At 55.6% G+C, this 15,039-nt stretch carries 15 protein-coding genes; 5 read left to right on the top strand and 10 right to left on the bottom strand.

Annotated features, from left to right (window positions below; translation table 11 throughout):
• Positions 1-241 precede the first annotated feature (241 nt).
• Positions 242-874: a beta-xylosidase family glycoside hydrolase gene (locus IEY52_RS17085; protein ID WP_189004596.1), complete on the bottom strand. Its 633-nt coding sequence runs from the start codon at positions 872-874 to the stop codon at positions 242-244.
• Positions 875-986: 112 nt separating this feature from the next.
• On the bottom strand, positions 987-2,027 hold the full coding sequence (locus IEY52_RS17090) for a LacI family DNA-binding transcriptional regulator (protein ID WP_189004598.1): 1,041 nt from the start codon (positions 2,025-2,027) through the stop codon (positions 987-989).
• Positions 2,028-2,278: 251 nt separating this feature from the next.
• Between IEY52_RS17090 and IEY52_RS17095 the strand changes: the two genes are divergently transcribed.
• Positions 2,279-2,677, top strand: a complete 399-nt coding sequence (locus tag IEY52_RS17095) for a VOC family protein (RefSeq protein WP_189004600.1) — start codon at positions 2,279-2,281, stop codon at positions 2,675-2,677.
• On the opposite strand, the gene IEY52_RS17100 is transcribed toward IEY52_RS17095, so the two are convergent.
• The 4 genes from IEY52_RS17100 to IEY52_RS17115 all read right to left on the bottom strand — a co-directional run bounded on the left by IEY52_RS17100 (position 2,620) and on the right by IEY52_RS17115 (position 7,864).
• Positions 2,620-3,753 carry an AI-2E family transporter gene (locus IEY52_RS17100; protein ID WP_189004602.1) on the bottom strand — a complete coding sequence of 378 codons (1,134 nt, stop codon included), beginning with the start codon at positions 3,751-3,753 and terminating at the stop codon, positions 2,620-2,622. The genes IEY52_RS17095 and IEY52_RS17100 overlap by 58 nt on opposite strands.
• Before the next feature lie 70 nt (positions 3,754-3,823).
• Positions 3,824-4,951, bottom strand: coding sequence for a helix-turn-helix domain-containing protein (locus IEY52_RS17105; RefSeq protein WP_189004604.1), 1,128 nt, complete (start codon positions 4,949-4,951; stop codon positions 3,824-3,826).
• 148 nt (positions 4,952-5,099) lie between these two features.
• Positions 5,100-6,011 carry an ABC transporter permease gene (locus IEY52_RS17110; protein WP_189004605.1) on the bottom strand — a complete coding sequence of 304 codons (912 nt, stop codon included), beginning with the start codon at positions 6,009-6,011 and terminating at the stop codon, positions 5,100-5,102.
• Positions 6,008-7,864: an ABC transporter permease gene (locus IEY52_RS17115; protein WP_189004608.1), complete on the bottom strand. Its 1,857-nt coding sequence runs from the start codon at positions 7,862-7,864 to the stop codon at positions 6,008-6,010. Before IEY52_RS17115 ends, IEY52_RS17110 begins: the two co-directional genes overlap by 4 nt.
• Before the next feature lie 121 nt (positions 7,865-7,985).
• Here IEY52_RS17115 and ndk point away from each other — a divergent pair, with 121 nt between their 5' ends.
• The gene (gene ndk / locus IEY52_RS17120; RefSeq protein WP_189004610.1) at positions 7,986-8,399 is read left to right on the top strand and encodes a nucleoside-diphosphate kinase; all 414 of its coding nucleotides are present in this window, start codon (positions 7,986-7,988) and stop codon (positions 8,397-8,399) included.
• A 60-nt stretch (positions 8,400-8,459) separates the two neighbouring features.
• Here the strand turns inward: ndk and aguB are convergent, their stop codons facing one another.
• Positions 8,460-9,332 carry an N-carbamoylputrescine amidase gene (gene aguB / locus IEY52_RS17125; protein ID WP_189004612.1) on the bottom strand — a complete coding sequence of 291 codons (873 nt, stop codon included), beginning with the start codon at positions 9,330-9,332 and terminating at the stop codon, positions 8,460-8,462.
• A 135-nt stretch (positions 9,333-9,467) separates the two neighbouring features.
• Positions 9,468-10,472 carry an agmatine deiminase family protein gene (locus IEY52_RS17130; RefSeq protein WP_189004771.1) on the bottom strand — a complete coding sequence of 335 codons (1,005 nt, stop codon included), beginning with the start codon at positions 10,470-10,472 and terminating at the stop codon, positions 9,468-9,470.
• Between the two features lie 267 nt (positions 10,473-10,739).
• Between IEY52_RS17130 and IEY52_RS17135 the strand changes: the two genes are divergently transcribed.
• The 3 genes from IEY52_RS17135 to IEY52_RS17145 all read left to right on the top strand — a co-directional run bounded on the left by IEY52_RS17135 (position 10,740) and on the right by IEY52_RS17145 (position 12,896).
• Entirely contained in the window at positions 10,740-11,480 is a 741-nt protein-coding gene (locus IEY52_RS17135) for a hypothetical protein (RefSeq protein WP_189004613.1), read from the top strand.
• A 16-nt stretch (positions 11,481-11,496) separates the two neighbouring features.
• Positions 11,497-11,916, top strand: coding sequence for a tRNA (adenosine(37)-N6)-threonylcarbamoyltransferase complex ATPase subunit type 1 TsaE (gene tsaE, locus IEY52_RS17140; protein WP_189004615.1), 420 nt, complete (start codon positions 11,497-11,499; stop codon positions 11,914-11,916).
• Positions 11,917-12,011: 95 nt separating this feature from the next.
• The gene (locus IEY52_RS17145) at positions 12,012-12,896 is read left to right on the top strand and encodes an ATP-grasp domain-containing protein (protein ID WP_189004617.1); all 885 of its coding nucleotides are present in this window, start codon (positions 12,012-12,014) and stop codon (positions 12,894-12,896) included.
• A 12-nt stretch (positions 12,897-12,908) separates the two neighbouring features.
• Here the strand turns inward: IEY52_RS17145 and IEY52_RS17150 are convergent, their stop codons facing one another.
• Together IEY52_RS17150 and aceA are read right to left on the bottom strand one after the other, a co-directional pair.
• Positions 12,909-13,466 carry a DUF4328 domain-containing protein gene (locus IEY52_RS17150; protein WP_229684856.1) on the bottom strand — a complete coding sequence of 186 codons (558 nt, stop codon included), beginning with the start codon at positions 13,464-13,466 and terminating at the stop codon, positions 12,909-12,911.
• A gap of 170 nt (positions 13,467-13,636) precedes the next feature.
• Entirely contained in the window at positions 13,637-14,923 is a 1,287-nt protein-coding gene (gene aceA, locus IEY52_RS17155; protein WP_189004621.1) for an isocitrate lyase, read from the bottom strand.
• Positions 14,924-15,039: the final 116 nt, after the last annotated feature.

A 15,039-nucleotide genomic window follows, 5' to 3' on the forward strand; every position in this document is an offset into this window, starting at 1 on the left:
GCCTCCCGCCTGGGGTTTGTGTTCTGACATGGTTTCCTTTCAGGGCAGATGGGTGCATTTGCCCGGTCATTTACAGTTGTACTGGATTGCCCCGGGGAAAAGGGTGGATTGATCTGCAAAGTGCAGAACGCCATTCTCGAATCAACACCAAAATCCCCCAGAAACCACAGTTCCAGGGGACATGATAGGACAAAGTGTTGGGGCAAGTCACGGACGAATGTACCCGCAGGTCAAGCGGATTTCAGCGGGGCAGCCACTGTCCAGCATGGTGCGCCTTGCTTCGCACAAAAGGGAAAGCCTGCAGCATGAACATCTGGGCTCCCCGCAGGTTTTCGGGAGCACGGTATTCCTGATCGCTGCGCAAAACAAACCGGGCAGGGGTTGCGGTGCCGCCCTCCTGGGAACACAGCATCACAAAGGTGCCGGTGGCTGCAGAGAGCACACTGTCTTTCAGGGGATCTCCAAAAGGCCGCCAGGTCAGGCCTTCCATGGAGACATAAAACTGCAGGTAACCATAAGCAAACCGCACCCCCAGATGCACTGCAGCAGTGCCCGGAACTTGCAGCATGGTGGGGATGTCCAGCATGCGTCCATGGTCACAGCAGGACAATTTCAGGCAACGGCCCAGCCCACCCACCTGGGTCATGTGCAGGAAAGCCCAGTTGTTGCTGTTGTAATAAATGCTCAGTCCTGCACGCTGCTCATGGCTGCTGGGGTTGAATTCCATGCGGGCAATGAGTTCTGCATAGGAGGAGTGCACCTTGCGGGCCATCTGGCAGGATGCTGGATCCGGGTGGTTTCCCTGCAGCGGATGGGCAGGAATTTGAACAGGGGTTGAAAGAGGGGTTGAAACAGGGGTTGGAATGCGGCTCACAGGCATCTCCTTTGAAGACAGCAACAGGGGCACCACCATCTGGCAGGCCAGACGGCAGAGGGGCAGAACTTTTGATTCAGGACATTCAGGCTTTGCTCAACATCACGCTGTTTCAGAAATCAAAGCGCTTCTGGGGCTGGTATCGGGGTTTGAACAGCATGGTGGTGGATTCCCGCACCACCAGGGAAGGGGGAAAATCAGGAAAGCTGGGAAAAGGTTGCTGGTTGAGCACTTTCAACAGGCCTTTGCCTGCTGCAAAACCCATCTCGTAAATGGGATGTTTGATGGTGGTGAGCGGCGGGGTGATGTAATCCGAGCCAGCGATGTCATCAAAGCCCACCAGAGAGATGTCCTGCGGCACCCGGATGCCTTTGCGAAACAAAGCCAGACGCACCCCGTAAGCCATCTGGTCGTTGGCACAGAAAATGGCCGAAAATTGCACACTGCGGCTCAGCAGAATTTCCACGGCCAGAATGCCTGAAAGCTCCCGAAAATCCCCCTGAATCACCAGATGGGCATCGTAGGGCACCCCCGCATCTGTCAGGGCCTGACGGTATCCAGCCAGACGTTCAATGGAATCCTGGTTGCCTGCCATGCCCGCCACATGCGCAATCTGGCGGTGTCCCAGGTCCAGCAAATGCTTGGTGGCCATGTAGGCCCCCAGGGTGTTGTTCATGGGGATGCAGTGCTTCTCCAGACCCTTGACCAGGCGATCCAGAATCACCAGGGGAATCTGCCGGGTCAGGGTGCGCAGGTGGTCTTCGGACAGGTAACCTCCGATCACAATCAGACCTGCAACCTGGCGGTCCAGCAGAATTTCCAGGGCTTCCTGTTCGGTGGCAGGGTTCCAGTGCCCGCTGATGAAGACCGGATAATGCCCGGTGTCCTGCAGGGCCTGTTCGATGCCCGAAATGGCGTGGGTGTAATAGGTGCTGGTCAGGTCCTGCAGCATCACTCCGATGCTTTTCAGTTTGCTGCTGGTGCGGTGACTGGCCACCAGCTGGGTGCGGTAGCCCAGTTTCAGCATGGCATTTTCCACTTTGAATTGTTTTTCAGGGGCCACCCTGGCGGTGCCATTGAGCACCCGTGACACCGTGCTGATCGACACGCCTGCTTCCCGGGCCACTGCATTGATGGTGACGTTGTTTTTCATGGAAACTCCTGACCCGCTGGATGTGTGAGACTTTTTCAGTATTGTCCCTGCTGAAAAACAGGTCAAGCTTGCAGCTTTGACCGAATGCTTATGAAAAAATCGGTCAGGGAATTTGCCGTATTGCCCGAAGGCAGCAAAACAGAAGCTCCTTCAAGAAAAAATTTTCAGTACCCGGTTCAAAATTTTTCGAGGATTTCTGGGTTGTCCTGAAAGAAAAGTTCATGCAGGGTCAGGCTGCGGTAAAGTGACCCATGCTCAAACATGTCTCTTTTGTCACCCACAATGCCGATGCATTGATTGCTTTTTACCAGTTGCTGGGAGCCCAGGTCAGCAAAGACGAAACCCACCCTGAAGAACACCTGCGTCGGGTGGTGCTGCAATGTGAAGGGGGCACCCTGCAATTCTTTGAACCCAACGAGAAACCTGAAAGATCCAGCAAACAGACTTCCTGGATGGAGCATCTGGCTTTCGTGGTGGAAGAATTTGACCTCCTGCATCAGGCTTTTCAGCAGCAGGAGGTCCGGTTCACCCGTGAATTGATGCATTCACACTCTGGAAAACGGATGTTTTTTGTGCTGGACCCTGACGGGCGTCAGCTGGAGATACTGGAATCGTCCGGACGCAAAATGCGGGCTTCTGTAGAACGGTAGAAACGGCTGGTGTAGTAGTAGTTCTGCAACAGCAATTTGCCCAGCGCCACCAGCGGCACCGCCAGCAAAGCCCCCCAGATGCCCATCAGGGTCACGCCCACCAGAATGGAAAGCAGCACGGTGGCTGGGTGCAGGTTGGTGGTGCGGCCCAGAATCATGGGAGAGAACACATGTCCTTCCAGCTGGTTGGCCAGAATGAACACTGCCACCGCCAGCAGGGCTTTCACCCAGCCCACCGAAAGGGCCAGCAAAATGGTCGGTGTGATGGCAATGATCACCCCCAGGTAAGGGATGATGTTGAAAAGACCTGCCACGAAACCCAACGCCAGTGCAGATGGCACCCCCACAATGGCCAGACCAATGCCCACAATGCTGCCCACAATGGTGGCAATGAGGATCTGACCGCGCAGGTATCCGCCAATGGCGGTGTTGACCTGTGCACTGAGCTCCAGCACCTTGGGCTGCCAGCGTTCTGGGAACATCTTCAAGAGGGTCTGGTTGATGCGGTGATAATCCGACATCAGGTAAATCGAGAGGATCAGGATGAACACCCCTTGCAGCACCGAATTGGCAAAACTGCCAATGAAAGTCCCGGACTGCTGCAGCAGGTTCTTGAAGAAATTCAGGGCATTCTGGGAGAAAGACGCCACATTCTTCTGCCAGATCTCCCCGAGTTGCTGGGAATACTGGCTGATCCAGGGCACCTTCTCGATGTCGTTGTTGAACCGCTTGAGCAGCCCTCTGAAGAAGGTCCCTCCCGAATCAATCAATTGCGGCAATTCCTGCATGAACGAACTGAGCTGGTTCACCACCGCAATGAGGATCAGAATGCCCAGGGCCACAAAAGCCACCAGCAAAAGCAGCACCAGCAAAATGCCCACCCCTCGCCTGACCCTTCGGCGCTGCAACCAGTCCAGCATGGGGTTGAAGAGGTAAGCAATCAGGTATGCAAACAGGAACACCAGGATCACACTGGTGATGCTCTGCAAGAATTGAAATGACAGGTAGATGGCCAGCGTGAACGCCCCCACCCGAACCCAGGGGTTGCGCCACACTTCCTGAAAAGCATTGGTCATGCTTCAGCTTAACATTCCAGACCGCCAGGATCTGGAATTGTGCCAGAATTCTCTATTCCGGGTTGCCGCTTCAGGGAAAAGCCCGTTCAGCCACCCTCCCCACCAGGCCCATGCGCTCTTCAGAGCCGTCTGCCAGTTGCACCCAGACCATGCCTGCAGATCCGGTGCGAATCACCACTGGAGCCTCAAAAGACAGTTTTGCCCCCCGGGAAGGGGTGCCCTCGTAAAGCACCTTGCCTTCGTTGTTTTTAACCCTGGTCCAGCTTCGTCCCTCAAAGCGCAGTTGCACGGCCTGAATCACATCTGCCACGGTGGTGCCTTCTTCGGTGGCTGCCACTTTGATTTTCTGTGGGGTCTTGCTGGTCTTGGTGGTGCTGGTCTTGGTGGTGCTGGTCTTGCTGGTTTCGGTACTGGTTTTGCTGCTGGTTTTGCTGCTGGTTTTGCTGCTGGCTGTGTTTTTCACAGCTTTCTGGTTGCTGTTCTGGGCAACCGTGGTGCCAGGGGCCTGCTGGGCTGTGGCATCTTCGATCACTTCTGCCTGGATTTGCAAATCTGGCAAAGGACGGGGGCTGAGGGCCACAGACAGGTTGGTGTTCTGCGAAAGGGTGAGTTTTTCATGGTGCCCCAGATAGCCGTCCAGTTCTACACGCAACTCCGCTTCGGGTTTCTGGGTGACTGGAAACCCCTTGATGGGGGTGATGCCCACAAGGCCGTTGTCCAGGTACACTTTGGCCCCTGCTGGCGCGCTGCTCAGGCTGAATTTGACGGTTCTGGCAGTCTGCACTGGCGTTTCTTCCTGCACTGCTTCCTGTGCACCCATGTTGGGTCCAGCCTGCCATGCAGCGTAAAGCCACCATCCCAGGCTACCCAGCACCACAAAAACACTGAGCACACTGGTGAGCAGGCCCCAGGGAAACATCCTCTGGGAAGCCCCGGACATGGAACTGGGAATTTTGATCTCCACCGGAGGGTAGAGCTGATCATACTGTTTCAGCAAAGGTTCGGGATCGAGTCCCAGTTCCGTGGCATACCGCTGCAGGTAAGCACGGGTGAAAAGTCTTTCGGGCAGGGCTTCAAAGCGCATGTCTTCCAAAGCCAGCAAATATTCAGAGCGGATTTTGGTTCTTTCCGCAAGGTCCACCAGATCTAAATTGGTGTTCAGTCTGGCCTGTCTCAGGTGTTCGCCTAAACTGTTCATCCCAACTCTCCATTTTAAGGGGTTTTGCTTCAGCTTTGTGATAACCTGTTGGACTTTGTTTTGACAAGCCTTGAAAATCTCAAGAAACAAAGCAGAAAAAAGCCCGCCAGGGCGGGCTGATAAGGATGCATTGTTGGCTGGGTCCAGCTCAGCCTTCGTAGGGTTTGCCCACGGCCCTGGGTCCCACCGATTTCCCGGTGAAAGCGAGCACAATGATGGTCAGCACATAAGGCATCATGTCCACCAGACTGCTGGGCAGCAGGTTCGATCCCCCCAGCTGGGTGGCCAGGGCACGGAAGAACCCAAAGAGCACAGTGCTGAGCAGCACCCCCACCGGTGTCCATTTTCCGAAGATCAGGGCGGCCAGGGCAATGAAGCCAATCCCGGCAGACATGTTCTTGGTGTAGGCGTTGAGGTTCCCGATGGAAAGGAACACCCCTGCGGTGCCTGCCAGCATCCCTGAGATGATCACAGCGGTGTAGCGGATGCGGTACACATTCACACCCATGCTGGCTGCTGCTTTGGGGTGCTCACCGGTGGCCCGGATTCGCAGGCCATAAGGGGTTTTGTAGAGCACATACCAGGTGATGAGCACCATCAGGAAGGCAAAATACACGGGCGGACTGAAGGTCAGCTCTTCTGTCAGGCCCCACTGGGGCAGGGCGTGCTCCACCTGTTTGGATTCGGTGGTGGACTGGTACAAAAAGCCCAGCACAATGCCAGGGACCCCCACCGCCAGCAGATTGATGGCGGTGCCAGAGATGACCTGATCGGCCCTGTATTTGATGGAGATCACGGCGTGAATCCAGGCCACCAGACCGCCCACCAGTGCACCAGCGATCCAGCCGACCCAGGGAGCAGCACTGCCTAAAGAGGCGTCTAAAAGCTGCGTGGTGACGGCCCCTGCCAGGGCACCAAAAATGATGATCCCCTCTAACGCGATGTTGACAATCCCGGAACGCTCGCTGAACAGGCCTCCCAGCGCAGCCAGAAGCAGCGGTGCAATCGAACGGATGATGGAGCCCAGAAAAGCCGTAGTGAGGAAGGTTTCCCAGTTCATGCCTGCCCCTCCTTCTTCTCCAGGTCTTTGACCAGCACGGCTGGAGGTGGACTGGTGATTTTCCGGCTCAGGAAGCCCTGCGCTGCAATGAACAGCACGATCAGGGCTTTCAGCAGGGTCACGATGTCACGGTTGAGGGCATCCAGACGCTGGTCCACATACAGGCCGCCCGTGTCCAGCACCCCGAACAGAATGCTGGACACCACCACACCCAAGGGGGTGTTCTGGCCCAGCAAAGCAATGGTGATGCCGTCAAAACCCACGTTGGTGGGCAGAGACTGCTTGAGCACGTATTCGTCCAGCGCGCCCCCCATCACATAGTGGGTGCCGCACAGGCCCGCCAGCCCGCCAGCAATGGTCATGGCCAGCACGGTGTTTCGGGAGACATTGATGCCCCCGTATTCTGCAGCTTTTGGAGACAGACCCACAGCCCGCAATTCATATCCGGTGGTGGTGCGCCACATCACGATGGCAAACAGCCAGGCACACACCAGCGCAATGAAGAAACTGGTGTTGAGGTGGCTGCCCACAGTGTTGTCCAGCGGAATTTTCAGGGTGCTCCACAGCAGCACCGAAACCACCACACCTGCCGTTCCAGCCAGCAGGGCACGGTAGCGGTGGCGCACCAGCAAAAACAGCAGGGTGAACAAAATGATGCCAATCAAGGGCGACCAGCTCAGGGCCGCTCCACTCTGGTCCAGACCCAGCAGGCTGGACAGGGGTTGCAATCTGGCCCCTTCCTGCAGCGGGTAGCTCTTGGCTTCAAACCCTGGAGATTTGAAGGGCAGTGGATACTCTTTGCCGAAGAAAGGCAATTTGTCACTGCCCAGCATCAACACAAAAATCCCGGCTGCCACATAGTTCAGCATGATGGTGTTGATCACCTCGCTGGACCCGAAGCGGGCTTTGAGGACCCCAGGAATGAATCCCCAGAACGCTCCACCCAGTGCAGCAGCCAGCACACCCAGAGGCACCAGCAACCAGGCAGGCAAAGGCACATAAACCCCCACCAGCATGGCGAAAATGGCTCCCATGGTCAGCTGTCCAGGCGCACCGATGTTGAACAGACCCGTTCTGAACGCAAAGGCCACTGCCAGACCCGTGAAAATCAGAGGGGTGGCCAGCATCAGGCTCTGGAACAGATCGTTGATGTTGGTGAGGGGCGCAAAGAGGGTGGTGTATACAAACCACAGCAAGTCCAGCTTGCCATACCACTGGTGAGCAAAATCCAGCTTGATGCTGGGATCTGCTGGAACCGCCTGCACCAACAACACCACAATGCTGCCCACCACAATGGAGAGCAGGATGGACACAAAAGGAATCAGGATGCCCCGGAATCGCTCAAAACGCTGCATCCACACAGGTGATGCGGTCAGGCCACACACCAGGGCCGTCAGACCAGACAGCACCGGAAAAAGCAGGCCCATGTTGATGCCCCCGGTCAGGTAAGGAATGCGCCGTTTGGGCACATTGTTGGCCAGCAGTTCCTGGCTCAGGAGGCCCAGGTTGTGCGTGAAAGCCCAGGCACACACCAGACCCAGCAGCAGGGACAGCAGACCGGCCATCCACAGCCAGCTTTGCCTGCGCCAGGCGGCAATCACTGTGACCAGCAAAGAAACCGCCAGCACCCAGTTGAGGGTTCCAGCCAGGGCCAGATCCGGGATTTTCTCAGGAGGGAAACCCGAAAGGTCCATGATGCCCCTCGGGAACAGCCACAACGTTCCCGCTCCGGAAAAATTTCTGGCAATGGTGGCTGTGGGAAACACAAACAAACCCAGCAAGGCAACCAGTGCAAGAATTCCTGCCAGACGGGAAGCAAACACGGTGGGTTGCTTACTGGTCTTTGACAACATAGGGGTATTCTACACGTGAAACCCCATGTAGCAAACAAAAGAAAAGCTGCAATTGATTCCACCCCTGAAAAAGCACAAGCAACTTGATTAGCCCTGTTTTATACGTTAGGCTGATACAGCTATGGAACGCACCTTTGCCATGATCAAACCCGACGGCGTCAAGCGTGGCCTCACCGCCGAAGTGCTTGCACGCATCATCAAAAAAGGCTACCGCATTGTCGGTCTCAAACAGATGGTCATTGCCCGTGAAACCGCCGAACAACACTACGGGGAGCACCAGGGCAAACCCTTCTTTGACGGCCTGGTGGAATTCATCACCTCCGGTCCCGTGATCGCCATTGCCCTGGAAGGCGAAGGGGTCATCGCTGGCTGGCGCAAAATGATGGGCGCCACCAACCCCGCCAACGCCGACCTCGGCACCATCCGTGGCGACTACGCCACCTTCGTGGGCGAAAACGTCACCCACGGCTCTGACAGCACGGAAAGCGCTGAACGGGAACTGGGGCTGTTCTTCAAGAGCGAAGAATTGCTTTAAATCCAAAACAAAAAGAGAGTGGCGTGCCACTCTCTTTTTGTTTTTTCTTTTTGTTTTCTCTTACTGTCTGGTTTTCCCATCCAGGGTCAGCAGTGGCCCATACAGCTGTGGCCTGCGGTCCCGGAAAAATCCCATGCCAGCCCGGAATTTGCGGGCCTCTTTGAAATCCAGGTCCAGGTACAGGATGCCTTCCTGGCCTTCCGGGAGTTCCTGCTGGATTTCTCCGGTGTAATCGCTGATGAAGCTGTGACCATAGAAGGTGGCTTCTGCATGCTCGATTTTCTCGGTGCCAATGCGGTTGGCTGCAGCCACATAAGTGCTGTTGGAGACAGCATGACCCAGCATGGCCCGCTGCCACATGTGGTGGCTGTTGGGGCTCGCCACCTCTGCAGGCTCACTGCCAATGGCCGTGGGGTAAAGCAGCAGGTCAGCGCCCAGAAGGGACATGATGCGGGCACACTCGGGGTACCACTGGTCCCAGCAGATCCCCACCCCGACATTGCCATAACGGGTCTGCCAGGTTTTGAAGCCGGTCTCTCCAGGATTGAAGTAGTATTTCTCCTCGTAGCCAGGACCATCCGGAATGTGGGATTTGCGGTACACACCCATGAAGGTTCCATCGGCATCAAACACGGCCAGTGAATTGTAATGGGCCTGCCCTGCCTTTTCAAAGAAGCTGACCGGGAGCACCACTTCAAGTTCTTTGGCCAGTTCCTGAAAGGTGTTCAGAAAGGGATGGTTTTCCACCGGATGGGCCAGCTCGAAATAGTCTTCCCGTTCCAGCTGACAGAAATAGTAATTTTCGAAGAGCTCTGGCAGCAAAATGATCTGTGCGCCACGGGACGCAGCTTCACGGACCAGCTGGACCGCTTTGTCCACGTTTTCTTGCAAGACCTGGGTCATGCTCATCTGAATGACAGCAAGTTTTGGCATGGATTTCTCCTTTTCAGGCAATCCCCATCGGGGTTGAATCTTTGTGTGGGACAGTCCTCCCGTCAGGGTTCAGCCTCTGTGCGGAACAGTCCCTCCTAAAGAGGAGGGAAAGCAAGTGAAACGAGCAAGGGAGGTCTACCCTTTCCAGATCACCCCGGCAGGTTGTTGCTGGGTGACACAGTGAAAAGACCCGCCTCCGTTGATGATGGCCCGGCTGGACAGCCCGATCACTTCCCGGTCTGGAAAAACGGCCCTGAGCACGTCCAGTGCCCGTTCATCGTTGGGATCTCCGTAAGTGGGGACAGCCACAAACCCATTGCCGATGTAAAAGTTGGCGTAGGTGGGGGGCAGGCGGTCTCCTTCCAGTTCCAGTCGGTTCTGGGGGAGGGGCAGTTCAATCACCTTGAGGGGATTGCCATCCTGATCGGTGAAGGTTTTCAGCAAATCCAGGTTGCGCTGCATGGTGGCATGGTTGGGGTCTTCCAGATTGGGTTCCACACTGCACACCACGGTGTTTTCATTGACGAAGCGGATGATGGTGTCGATGTGACCATCGGTGTGGTCGTTTTCCAGGCCGTCTTCCAGCCACAGCACTTTGGTGATGCCCAGGTAATCCCTGAGGTATCCTTCCAGTTTTGCTTCGGAGAAACCAGGATTGCGTTTTTCTTCCAGCAGGCATTGCCGGGTGGTCATGCAGAGGCCCAGACCGTTGACTTCCAGGGAGCCTCCTTCCATCACCACATCCACATCCCAGTGGGCCATGTCGAGGTATTCTGCCACAGCTTCTGGGGCAGCGTTGTCTTTGTGCCAGTTGAATTTTTCACCCCAGCTGTTGAACACCCAGTTGACGAAACTGAGCTCCTCTCCCCTCTTGATGAAGATGGGGCCGTTGTCCCGGAACCACACGTCGTCCAGAGGGATGGTGTGAAAGGTCAGGCCAGGCACCCCGGCCAGACGGGTGGTGGCGTCTTTGTGGGCTTCCTCATCCCGGACCAGCACATGCACCGGTTCAAAGCGGGCAATGGTGGTGACCAGGGTTTTGAATTCTTCGCGCACGGGCTCTAGAAAACCAAACCAGAGTTCGTTGTCGCTGGGCCAGCTGATCCAGGTGGCCGCGTGGGGTGCCCATTCGGCAGGCATGCGAAACCCCAGGCTCTGGGGGGTGGGTTCTTGAAGGTGCAACACGTAAGCATTCTAACAACATGTTTTGCAGGCAACCGTCAGTTTCTCTGGGATTGGGAAGACAGCGCCAGGAAGCACCCTCTGAGCGAAACCCCTCAAGAAGTCCATACAGAACTGCTTTTCCTGACCTTTGCAAGATTGATCATGGAAATTTTTGCAACCCTTAAGGTGCCTTTTTAACAGCACAGGTGTAAAAATCCAGTAACACGCTATACTGGAAAGAACATGAATAGGTGGATTCTCTGTGCTGCCCTGATTCTTTCCAGCGCTGCAAGCGCTCAAAACGCACCTTCTCTGGTAGAAACCTACCGCTCTGTCAGCACCCTGCTGAATGACGTCGTCAAGCAACAAATGAAAAGCACCCGGCTGAGCGTCAGCAAGCTGGACAAAGCAGAAGAACAGATCAAAGCCCTGCAGCTGGAATCCAACGTGATCAAAACCGGCCTGGAAAATGCCGTGAGGAACACCCGGACGGCCCTTGTGCGCACCCCTGATGATCTGAATGCCCAGGTGGGACAGATCAAGGCACTGCTGCAAAAAGCCATCTATGACGGCATCTTCACCCAGATTGCCCAGAAAAACATGATGGTTGCACCTGTTTATGCCGGGGTTCTGGCAGATGAATTGAAACTCAATCCCACCGAACGCAAAACCCTGGAAGATGCCGTCAATGCAGGCAACAACAAGGTCATTCAGATCACCATTGAGCGGTCCTACCAGAAGAAAATCACATCTGCCCTGAAAGCCGCTGCCAGCACCAAGATCAATGTGGCTTATCAGAACATGGCTGCAGCCACCAATTACTTCACGGTGATTCAGGATTCTCCCCGTGCAGGCGACCTGAGCTTTGACGATTTTGTCAGCGCACTGGGTTATCTGGCCGGCAAGCAGCTCTCCGAGTACAACAGCCAGCTCAACAAGATCAACACCAATCTGGCCCCCTTTATCCAGGCCAGCAGCCAGTAAGGCCCTGCTGCAAAACATGCAGGTTTCAGAACAGGTGGTTTTGCCTTCTTTTGAACAGCAGTTTGCTTTTGGGCAAATGCTGGCACTCCAGCTTCCAGCAGGCGGGGTGCTTTTTCTGGAGGGTGAGATGGGCGCAGGCAAAACCACCCTCACCCAGGGCATTCTGGACGGGATGGGTTTCATGGGCGAGGTCAACAGCCCCACCTATGCCCTGATGCACGAGTACCCTGCCCCAGAAGGTCTGGTGCTGCATGTGGATGCTTACCGCATCCACCATGCCGAGGAGCTTTACGAGATGGGGCTGGACGATTATGTAGAGCGCTGCAGGCTCAGCATCATCGAATGGGGCGAGAAGCTGTATGCCGATTTCCCGGAAGGCTGGATCCTGAAACTGGAATACCTCTCCGAAGGACGCCAGATCACCCGCCTGCGGTGAAACACAAAGTGCAGGAGCAGCACCCCAGAGTGGTTGTCTGACTTTCCCGGCAAGTGGTCCTGTTTTCAGGGCCACTTTTTCTTTAGGCTGACCCCATGCGTGTTGCCTTTGTCACCCATGAACAGCTTGAAGGTCTGGCCCCCGATGATCAGGCCATCCTGGAATTTCTACAGCCCGAAGCTGCCGTCTGGAACGATCCTGAAGTGCGCTGGCAGGATTTTGATGCTGTGGTGCTGCGCAGCACCTGGGATTATCACCTGCATTACGCACATTTTCAGACATGGCTGAAACACCTGCAGAACCTGAATGTGAAAGTGCTGAATTCTGCCCGTCTGGTGCAGTGGAATTCCAACAAGATCTACCTGCAGGAGTTGCAAAACCGGGGCATCCCCATCATCCCCACCCATTTTGTGGACCCCCATGAACGCCAGAACCTGCCCGAAATCCTGAGCAGGACAGGCTGGTCAGGGCTGGTGATCAAGCCTTCCGTGTCTGCTGCCGCCCACCACACCTACCGCATTCAGGGTGCTTTACCACCTGAAATCCATCAGACGCTGCTTGATCTTCCTGCAGATGTCACTCTGCTGGTGCAGCCCTTCATGCGAGAAATTCAAAACCCCGGAGAGCATTCACTGGTGTTCTTCAATGGACAGTTCAGCCATGCCCTTCTGAAAACCCCAGGGCAAGGTGATTTTCGGGTGCAGGGCATGCATGGGGGCCAGACCAGAGGCATTGAAGTGGACAGTGACCTGATCAGACAGGCACAGAACGTGATCCAGGCCCTGCCAGAAATGCCCCTGTACGCACGGGTGGACGGGGTGGTCGGGGAAGGTCAATTGCTGCTGATGGAAATTGAACTCATCGAACCCAACCTGTTCCTGAAAACCCACCCTGAAGCCGCCAGAAACTTTGCACAGGCCATTCAGGAACGCCTGGATGGGAAGCAGCACGGAAGCCCCCTCACAGAAACCGCAAGGTGATCTGCAGCAGGTTTAGAGGGCAAAATCATCCACAGGAGTTGCGGGCAAAACACCCGCAAACTTCAGGTGCTGGTTGTTGATGTAGCGGATCATGAAAATGGCCAGCACAGCAGCAGCAGCCAGCATTCCCAGTTCCACAAAAACCAGAATCTGCAGGGTGGGCAGGGCTGCTTTGGATTGCACCCGCATGATCAGCAAAGGCACCAGCAAAGTGATCCACCAGGCCCCCAGCAAGGGAGTGGTGCTTTTGATGCCCGGCTCTGGTTTGCTGATGGCTTCAGCCAGATGATAGGGATACACGAAATTGGCAAAAGGAATGAACCAGCCGCCAATGGCCCACCAGGGGGCAACAGGCAAAGCACGGCCCAATTGTTTTTGACGGTTTGCTGCTGCAGCATAAAACCAGATGATGAAAGGAATGGCCGTCAGCAACATGGCCATCATTTCCAGGCCAATCAGGGCATTCAACATAGTTTTGCTGTCCTCCAGATCACCAGGAGACAGCAAGATCGCTTCACAGACCAGTGCGATGATCAGACATCCCACTGCATGAAAACCCAGAAAAACCATTGAAATCAAGCCACCATTTTTTTGTGCGGAACCAAGCGCATTGGATACCATGACCACCAGTGTAATTGCATCAAATCCCACAATCAAATGTTTTCCGTCCAGATTTCTGAACAACAAAATCCCCCTGATGATGCAAATCAGGGGGTTCAAACACATCGTCAGATCTCAGCTCAATCGTGGGCAACCACAAACTGTGCAGCTTCGGTGCTGCCGGTCAAAGCTGTGGTGCTGGACTGACCTCCAGACACCGCCAGGGTCACCTGATCAAAGTACCCGGTGCCCACCTCACGCTGGTGCTTCACTGCGGTGAAGCCCTGATCGGCTGCAGCAAATTCAGCCTGTTGCAGTTCCACAAAAGCACTCATCTGGCGGTCCCGGTAACCCCGTGCCAGCTTGAACATGCTGTGGTTCAGGCTGTGAAAGCCTGCCAGGGTGATGAACTGGAATCTGTACCCCATCTCTCCGAGTTCATTCTGGAATTTTGCGATGGTCTCCCCATCCAGGTTTTTGCGCCAGTTGAAACTGGGGCTGCAGTTGTAGGCCAGAATTTTTCCGGGAAAGTGCCGGTGCACCCCCTCAGCAAATTGTCTGGCTTCTTCCAGGCTGGGATGGCTGGTTTCACACCAGATCACATCGGCGTAAGGGGCGTAAGCCAGAGCACGGTGAATGGCTGCATCAATGCCTGAATGCACATGGTAAAAGCCTTCCGGGGTGCGTCCCTTCTGGTGGTCAATGAAAGGGGCATCGTAAGGATCGATGTCCGAGGTGATCAGGGTGGCGGCATCTGCATCGGTGCGGGCCACCAGCACGGTGGCAACCCCCATCACATCGCTGGCCAGACGGGCTGCATTCAGGGTGCGAATGAACTGGCTGGTGGGAATCAAAACCTTGCCCCCAAGGTGACCGCACTTCTTCTCGCTGGCCAGCTGGTCCTCAAAGTGCACTCCGGCAGCTCCAGCCTCGATCATGGCTTTCATCAGTTCAAAAGCGTTCAGGGGACCCCCAAATCCAGCCTCTGCATCTGCCACAATGGGCACAAACCAGTCGATGCTGTCCTGACCTTCGGCATGGTGGATCTGGTCTGCGCGGCGCAGGGTGTTGTTGATGCGCTTGACCACTTCTGGCACACTGCTGGCCGGATAGAGGCTCTGGTCGGGGTACATCTGGCCTGCGTTGTTGGCATCTGCAGCCACCTGCCAGCCCGACAGGTAGATGGCTTTCAATCCAGCTTTCACCTGCTGCATGGCCTGGTTTCCTGTCAGGGCTCCCAGCGCATTGATGTAGCCAGGACTGTTCAGGTGCTTCCACAGCTTCTCTGCTCCGATTCTGGCCAGGGTGTGCTCGATGGCCACACTGCCCCGCAGTTTCACCACATCTGCCGCCGTGTAGGTGCGCTTGATGCCTTCCCAGCGGGGGCTGGTCTTCCAGGTCTGTTCGATGATTTCGGGGTAAGTCATAAAGTCCTCCTTTGTCGGATGCCGAGAGCCGAGTGCTCAGGGCCAAGGGCAGATGAGGTGCCTGGGCCAAAGTTCTACAACTTTTGTGATGTAGGGCATCATCAGAAATGCCCTGC

This window comes from Deinococcus roseus, assembly GCF_014646895.1.
GTDB lineage: Bacteria > Deinococcota > Deinococci > Deinococcales > Deinococcaceae > Deinococcus_C > Deinococcus_C roseus.

What these genes read in the sequence shown, in the direction of transcription:
- IEY52_RS17090 (WP_189004598.1), bottom strand. Translation starts at nt 2,027, where the DNA reads ATGAAAAACAACGTCACCATCAATGCAGTGGCCCGGGAAGCAGGCGTG.
- IEY52_RS17130 (WP_189004771.1), bottom strand. Translation starts at nt 10,472, where the DNA reads ATGCCTGCCGAATGGGCACCCCACGCGGCCACCTGGATCAGCTGGCCC.
- ndk (WP_189004610.1), top strand. Translation starts at nt 7,986, where the DNA reads ATGGAACGCACCTTTGCCATGATCAAACCCGACGGCGTCAAGCGTGGC.
- IEY52_RS17110 (WP_189004605.1), bottom strand. Translation starts at nt 6,011, where the DNA reads ATGAACTGGGAAACCTTCCTCACTACGGCTTTTCTGGGCTCCATCATC.
- IEY52_RS17105 (WP_189004604.1), bottom strand. Translation starts at nt 4,951, where the DNA reads ATGAACAGTTTAGGCGAACACCTGAGACAGGCCAGACTGAACACCAAT.
- IEY52_RS17095 (WP_189004600.1), top strand. Translation starts at nt 2,279, where the DNA reads ATGCTCAAACATGTCTCTTTTGTCACCCACAATGCCGATGCATTGATT.
- aceA (WP_189004621.1), bottom strand. Translation starts at nt 14,923, where the DNA reads ATGACTTACCCCGAAATCATCGAACAGACCTGGAAGACCAGCCCCCGC.
- aguB (WP_189004612.1), bottom strand. Translation starts at nt 9,332, where the DNA reads ATGCCAAAACTTGCTGTCATTCAGATGAGCATGACCCAGGTCTTGCAA.
- IEY52_RS17115 (WP_189004608.1), bottom strand. Translation starts at nt 7,864, where the DNA reads ATGTTGTCAAAGACCAGTAAGCAACCCACCGTGTTTGCTTCCCGTCTG.
- tsaE (WP_189004615.1), top strand. Translation starts at nt 11,497, where the DNA reads ATGCAGGTTTCAGAACAGGTGGTTTTGCCTTCTTTTGAACAGCAGTTT.
- IEY52_RS17135 (WP_189004613.1), top strand. Translation starts at nt 10,740, where the DNA reads ATGAATAGGTGGATTCTCTGTGCTGCCCTGATTCTTTCCAGCGCTGCA.
- IEY52_RS17150 (WP_229684856.1), bottom strand. Translation starts at nt 13,466, where the DNA reads ATGGTTTTTCTGGGTTTTCATGCAGTGGGATGTCTGATCATCGCACTG.
- IEY52_RS17145 (WP_189004617.1), top strand. Translation starts at nt 12,012, where the DNA reads ATGCGTGTTGCCTTTGTCACCCATGAACAGCTTGAAGGTCTGGCCCCC.
- IEY52_RS17100 (WP_189004602.1), bottom strand. Translation starts at nt 3,753, where the DNA reads ATGACCAATGCTTTTCAGGAAGTGTGGCGCAACCCCTGGGTTCGGGTG.